This is a genomic window from Paenibacillus sp. F024 (assembly GCF_057814255.1).
Map to the genome: position 1 here is coordinate 1 of NZ_JBVASZ010000190.1, position 255 is coordinate 255.

Sequence of the window (255 nt, forward strand, 5' to 3'; positions counted from 1 at the left end):
ACTACATTCCGAAGAAAGATGGACGTAAACGACCGCTCGGCATCCCAACGGTAAGAGACCGCGTCGTTCAAATGGCAACCAAACTCATATTGGAGCCGATCTTTGAAGCCGACTTTCAGGAATGTTCTTTTGGTTTCCGGCCTAAGCGCGGGGCGAAGCAAGCGCTAGAGCGAATTCGTAAAGCCTGCAACCGCAAAGGTAATTGGGTGGTCGACGTCGACATCCAAGGGTACTTCGACAATATTAACCAAGAGA

At 50.2% G+C, this 255-nt stretch carries 1 protein-coding gene; it reads left to right on the top strand.

Annotated elements, in window-relative coordinates; all coding sequences use genetic code 11:
• A partial coding sequence (locus ACZYR9_RS27925) for a reverse transcriptase domain-containing protein (protein ID WP_488981530.1) occupies window positions 1-255 on the top strand: 255 nt, incomplete at both ends.